This is a genomic window from Okeania sp., assembly GCF_983059655.1.
In genome coordinates, this window is sequence record NZ_CEZPJD010000498.1 from 1 (window position 1) to 5900 (window position 5900).

Genomic DNA, 5900 nt, shown 5'->3' on the forward strand with positions numbered 1-5900 from the left:
CCTCTAGTCTCTAAAGGCTCCTAACAGGAACGAGTCGCACTCCTTCTAGGAATGTTCGGAATTGTCTCCATCCTAAATCAGAAATAGCCCTAGATAATTTACGGTTTTTAACCATTCCAGATACATTCAAATCTTCTAAAACTATCACTTGGTTTTCGTTAATAATTTCAGTAGATAATTTATGCAGAAAGTCTGTCCTTGTATCTTTCAGTTTTGCATGTTTGCGTAGCATTCCGTAGGAAAACTTAGCTATTTTCAACCTAGCTTTTTCATAACGATTTGTACCTCTAGTTTTCTTAGATAATGACTTACTTAATTTTCGTTAGCGAAGCTCCTCTGAAAGAGGCTATTTCTTGATTCGTTTCTTTAGTGGCTTTGGTGCATCAATTTTTCGACCATCACTCAATGTAGCAAAAGTTTTAATTCCTAAATCAATTCCTACTGAATTATCAGTTTGAGGTAATGATTCTGGTTGTATTTCTACTACGAAACTTAAAAAATATCTATTGGCAGAGTCTTTAATAACTGTTAAAGAACTAGGCTGACTAGGTAATTTTCTAGACCAAATAATTTTGAGTTTACCTACTTTTGTTAAAACAACTCTGTCTTGAGAAATTTTAAATCCTCCTTTCCTAAATCTAGCTGTTTGTCTAGACTTTTTAGATTTAAACTTAGGAGGTCTTGCAGGTTTTCCTTTCCTCTTACCTTTAGCAGTTAAATGATTTTTTGGAAAATCCTAAAGAACTTTTTGAAGATGTAGAAGAACATAAGCAACGGATTCAAGGTTATGCTGACAAATACCATAATTATTTTGAAATTATTCCTGTAATGCTCTATGCAGGACATCTTGCACTCTGTGCGGAAAAAGAGATAGATTTTCAGATTTTCAGATTAAAGAACAACAAAATACTATAGAAACTTTAGCGGAAGCTCTAGAAAAAGAATGGAATCGTGTAGAAAAAGAAGTAAAAAAAGAACAAGAAAAACTTGAAAGAGTCAAAGATAATATAATTCTAGAGCAGTCTGCAAAAATTATGGAACAAGGTGAAATGTTACTTCAGGTTTTAATAAATAATCCTAATTTGTTAGAGTTATCAAGAAAAAAAGCGAACTGAAAGTAAAGCAGCATTATGCAGATGCTCAGGCTAAAATTAAAGATGCTTCTCTTGAATCGTTCTCTTCATTAAATGATGATCTTAATGAATTGGAACAGAATCAGTTGTCACAAGATATTCAAAAATACATACAAGTAAATGAGAATAAAATACCATCTGAATTCAAGTCTATTCTAAATGAACTAAATGGACTGACAACTTTTGGTATGATAAAAACTGCTGAAAGTTTAGGTTCTACAATCAAAAGATTGGCTACTAATGAAAAGACAATAGAGAAACAAGAAAATGCTGCTCTTGAATTAGAAATAGCAAAAGAATATTATGAAGGGTTTCAAGAAGAATATGTCACAAAAATAACGACAGATAACTCTAATCTAATTTCTCTAAATGAGACAAAAGCTCAAGTAGAAGAAGCATATAAAGAAGCCATAAAAGAAGATAGAATTTCTAAACCTTTATTCCTGTCAGAAGATCAAGTTGAAGGGAGTGAGCTACATCAACTAATTGAAAATTTTGATGAGCAAATAACATTTTTTGATTTCGAGCCTGGTGAGCATATTGAAGCAGCTCAAATAATTGGAAACTGTTCACAATTTTTTGATGAAATTTTAACAGGGTGGTATGTAGTAAATGGATTGGTAAAAAACGTCAAATAAATGAACCAAGAAAATCAAAAAATTGAAAATAAGAGAAGGATTATCGAATTATTTTACAGTCTCCAAAAATATTTAGAAATAGCGATAAACAACCAATTTAAAGAGGTTAAAGAGCAGATTTTTGTTCAGAAAAAAAATGAAATTAACGAAAAAAGGAAGAAACAAGAAGAACAATTTAATAAGTGGAATAACAAACTCAATGAGCTTAATCAAATCGAACAAAATTTAACTCAAATTATTAAAGATATAGAAAAAGTAATGGAAACCGATTTAAGGATGACTTAATAGAAAATTACCCAATAATATCTGGTGGGAATGTTCAATTAAATTAGAGAAACATACATCAAGATGGTTGTAAGCATTCAGAGGTCAGCTATTAGATATCAGCTATTGATGATAGGAGAACATAAAAGCAATTGATAAATTTGAATAGAGTTAAAACTTACTGTCAAATTATGCAACTTTTAAGCTTATAAGGACTTATTAATTATTTGCTGTTTGCCTAGCATCCCGCAGGGAAGTGCTCACTGCTAAGAGCTGAATGCTTACAGATTTTTCTACTTCACTCAGAGTCATTTCATTCTAGATTTTAGCAATTCATTTATGTCAGCATTCAGCACTAATTTCTGATATAAAAGCAATAAATTAATAGCTGATAGCTGATTGCTGACGGCTGAATGCTTACACATCAAGATGTTGCACCAATAGCCCATAACACTAAAGGCAAAGTTAAAAAAGACAACAATGTTGAAATTACTACAACTCTAGAAGTTCGTGGCGCATCTCCACCAAATTCATTAACTATGATAAAGGAAGCTAAAGCACTCGGCATTGAACTTTCCAAAACTAACACTTGTAAATCAAGCATTTCTAAACTCATAAGTTTACCAACTAAATAAGCAACGATCGCTCCTCCAAAAAGACGCATTAAACTAGCACCTAACTCATAAGTACCTGGTTGAAAACGATTATTGGCTATTTGTATTCCCATCAATAATAAAGAAATTGGAATTGTCGCCCCTTTTAAAAGATGTAAACCATCATCAAGTTTTAGAGGTAGTTGAACATTAAATGAGTTTAAAATTAAGCCTAAAATCATTCCCCAAACTATGGGTAATTTGAGAGTAAAAATAACAGAAGACCAAAAACCCTCTCCTCTTAGAATTGCGGGCATTGTACTCAATACAATTAAATTCCATGATATTAAATAGATTACTGCCCTTTCTAACCCAGCTTCTCCTAATGCAAATAAAGTTACAGAAAGACCCATATTTCCTGCGTTTGGTAAAGCCGTTGTAGCTACTAAACTTTTCTGTACAGACGCAGAGAAACTAAATTTCCATCCTATTCCCCAAGCGATTAAACAGAGTAAAATATAAGTTAGCCCGAAGGCTACAAACATTTCAATTGCTTCTTCAATACTAATAGTAGTTCGGTAGATTATATCTGTTAGTAATGCCGGAAATAACACATATAAAGCCAGTTTGGAAAGTGTAGGTTCATCAATGGAAAATTTTTTGGCAAATATAAAACCAATTAAAACAATACATCCCACTGGCAAAACAGCAGATACAACCGAAAATAAAATCTCAATCATAGTTGAAAAAAATCTGAATCAATCATTTTACAAAGTTATTTTCCAGATATTTATTGGTTATTAATTTCTATAGCTACATTTTGCTCTTCACTAAAAACTATCATTAAGTTTCAACCCCAATTTTTTTGAATATCCTCTTCAGTATATTCCCATCCTACTAATTGTTTTGTAATATTAGGAGTCACTGAATAGTTCTGATATTATTACTATTTTAGGACTACTAAAAAAATATACTCTCTTGATTTTATAATAATTCTCTATAGGGTGCATCTCAATGCGTGAATAAAGCCAAAAATTTATTGCTTTTAGGGAACACGGAATATAATAGGAAAAAAGTATTTTTGCAAATATTGAGATGCACCCTCTCTATATAGGAATTCCCATAATGCTTAGATATAAAATTTTAGGTTTTAGGGAACAGGGAATAGGGAGTAAAAATAAAAGTTTACCTCATGCTTACTGAGAAACGCTATAAAGTCCAACTCAATCTTTAAAATAAATAATGCCAAATCTAAATTTATGTTGGCTATATATCTAAAAAAATCTGAATCTAGCCACCTTATTCTTACACAGAGCTGTTAATTATAAATATTCTGTTACTACATCGTTTTTCGTCGTTATAAGGTACAAAAATTTAGGTTTGAGGGAACAGGGAATAGAAAAGAATAAAAACTACTTTACCTCATAGCTTCGGAAACTGCTGTATAATCTTTTCAAGTTTTTTCTTTTCAGCTTTATAATAATAGCTGGATTAAGATATTTTCTTGAACTGCCAGAGTCAAGGTAGTCGTTGAAAAACTTGTAATACCAATTTGAAAAAAGAATGTTACGAATAATCAGTGCAATAAAAAGATTTTGCCGGAAATATCTCTTTGACACAAAAGAGAATTTACGACCTAAAAACTGGTATTTAAGCTATTCCCATACGAATTCTGAATTCTGTTTCGGAGCATTCCGTAGGAAATTATGACTCCTAAGAAATACTCTAGCTATTTGTAGCAAACATTTATCAAATTGGTATAAGCATTCAGCTATTAGTAGTCAGCTATCAGCAAACCCTAATTAATAATTACTTCTCAGACTTAGAAAGGAGACTCTAGCTAGTAACTTTTTATTCTTTCTCAACTTTAAAGGTTACTTTTACCTTCTCCAAGATTAATAGTTGATAGCTGACGGCTGAATGCTTATACCAAATCCGGGTATAAAAACAGGCTTGTCCCATCGTCAAATCCCTTATTTAGCAACGGCTTTAACTTTAAAAAACGCTTTCTCACTAAGGCGTATTTGATATTACAAAAACTTTATATCGATAAGTTGAGATACTTACTTGGAATACAAAAAGGGAAACCAAACAACGGAGAAAATTTAATGATTTATTCTTCACCTTGAAATTGTCACAGTCGTCGTCACTCCAACAACTCCAAAACAACAAAAAATATGAATTTTGGTCAATGGTTAGGCTTTTTTAGTTTGCTTATTTCTCTATATATTCTTTGGGAAATTAGACAACTTGTACTATTAGTATTTGCTGCAATAGTTTTGGCAACTGCTTTAAATAGATTGGTGCAGAAATTCAATAGATGGAGTATTCAAAGAAACTTAGCTGTAATTGTAACTCTAGGTTTAGCAACATTAACTATTCTGCTATTTTTGTTGCTAATTGTACCGCCTTTTACTACCCAGTTTCAAAAATTACTTGCTCTAATACCTGATGTCTTTACAGAAGTTCGTTCTCAACTTGTCCAACTATATAGACAACAACCCGATCTATTTCCTCCTCCGCCTAGCGCAACTGATATGCTGGTACAAACACAATTATTAAGTACTCAGTTATTTAGCAACTTTTTTAAGATTTTTTCTAATACTTTTATAGTTTTTTTGCAAGTATTTTTGGTGCTTGTATTAACAATAATGTTTTTAGCAAATGCTCAAGCTTATCGACAAGTAGGATTACTTTTATTTCCTTCCTTTTATCGGCGACGTGCAGATGAAATTCTATCAAAATGCGAGGTAGCTTTAGGAAATTGGTTTGGTGGAATAGTAATTAATTCTATTTTTGTTAGTACTCTTAGTGGCCTTGGTTTATGGGCGTTACAAATCGATTTAGTTTTGGCTCACGCTTTGTTGGCAGGTTTACTCAATTTTATTCCTAATATTGGTCCGACTACGAGTGTAGTTTTTCCTGTTATGATTGCTGTATTAGATGCTCCTTGGAAAATAGTTGCCGTGGGAATTTTATATCTGATTATTCAGAATCTTGAAAGTTATTGGTTAAGCCCAATTGTTATGGCAAAACAAGTCTCCCTTTTACCTGCTGTTACTCTAGGATCTCAAATTTTCTTCACTACATTTTTTGGAATTTTAGGTCTAATTTTAGCTTTACCTTTAACAGTAGTAGCTAAAACTTGGATAGAGGAAACTTTATTTAAAGATATTTTAGACCCTTGGAAAAATTCTTTATCCGCTGATAGTATTTCCACAATTGAAAATTAATAGACATCTTCAATTAATGAATAATGAATAATGGATAAT

At 31.8% G+C, this 5900-nt stretch carries 5 protein-coding genes and 1 pseudogene; 4 read left to right on the top strand and 2 right to left on the bottom strand.

The annotated features are described in order from the left end of the window. Nucleotides 1-10: 10 nt before the first annotated feature. A pseudogene (locus AC3DU7_RS22675) lies at nucleotides 11-616 on the bottom strand (RNA-guided endonuclease InsQ/TnpB family protein). Between the two features lie 110 nt (nucleotides 617-726). Between AC3DU7_RS22675 and AC3DU7_RS22680 the strand changes: the two are divergent. The 3 genes from AC3DU7_RS22680 (at nucleotide 727) to AC3DU7_RS22690 (ending at nucleotide 2056) form a co-directional block, all read left to right on the top strand. Beyond that, nucleotides 727-915 (top strand): hypothetical protein, encoded by a 189-nt coding sequence (locus AC3DU7_RS22680; RefSeq protein ID WP_488041562.1) that lies wholly within the window; start codon nucleotides 727-729, stop codon nucleotides 913-915. 304 nt (nucleotides 916-1219) lie between these two features. Beyond that, entirely contained in the window at nucleotides 1220-1771 is a 552-nt protein-coding gene (locus AC3DU7_RS22685; RefSeq protein ID WP_488041563.1) for a hypothetical protein, read from the top strand. Next, entirely contained in the window at nucleotides 1772-2056 is a 285-nt protein-coding gene (locus AC3DU7_RS22690; RefSeq protein WP_488041564.1) for a hypothetical protein, read from the top strand. A 403-nt stretch (nucleotides 2057-2459) separates the two neighbouring features. Here the strand turns inward: AC3DU7_RS22690 and AC3DU7_RS22695 are convergent, their stop codons facing one another. Continuing rightward, nucleotides 2460-3368: an AEC family transporter gene (locus AC3DU7_RS22695; protein ID WP_488041565.1), complete on the bottom strand. Its 909-nt coding sequence runs from the start codon at nucleotides 3366-3368 to the stop codon at nucleotides 2460-2462. Between the two features lie 1437 nt (nucleotides 3369-4805). Here AC3DU7_RS22695 and AC3DU7_RS22700 point away from each other — a divergent pair. Then, complete coding sequence (locus AC3DU7_RS22700; RefSeq protein WP_488041566.1) at nucleotides 4806-5861, top strand: AI-2E family transporter; 1056 nt, start codon at nucleotides 4806-4808, stop codon at nucleotides 5859-5861. Nucleotides 5862-5900 lie beyond the last annotated feature (39 nt).

What these genes read in the sequence shown, in the direction of transcription:
- AC3DU7_RS22690 (WP_488041564.1), top strand. Translation starts at nt 1,772, where the DNA reads ATGAACCAAGAAAATCAAAAAATTGAAAATAAGAGAAGGATTATCGAA.
- AC3DU7_RS22695 (WP_488041565.1), bottom strand. Translation starts at nt 3,368, where the DNA reads ATGATTGAGATTTTATTTTCGGTTGTATCTGCTGTTTTGCCAGTGGGA.
- AC3DU7_RS22700 (WP_488041566.1), top strand. Translation starts at nt 4,806, where the DNA reads ATGAATTTTGGTCAATGGTTAGGCTTTTTTAGTTTGCTTATTTCTCTA.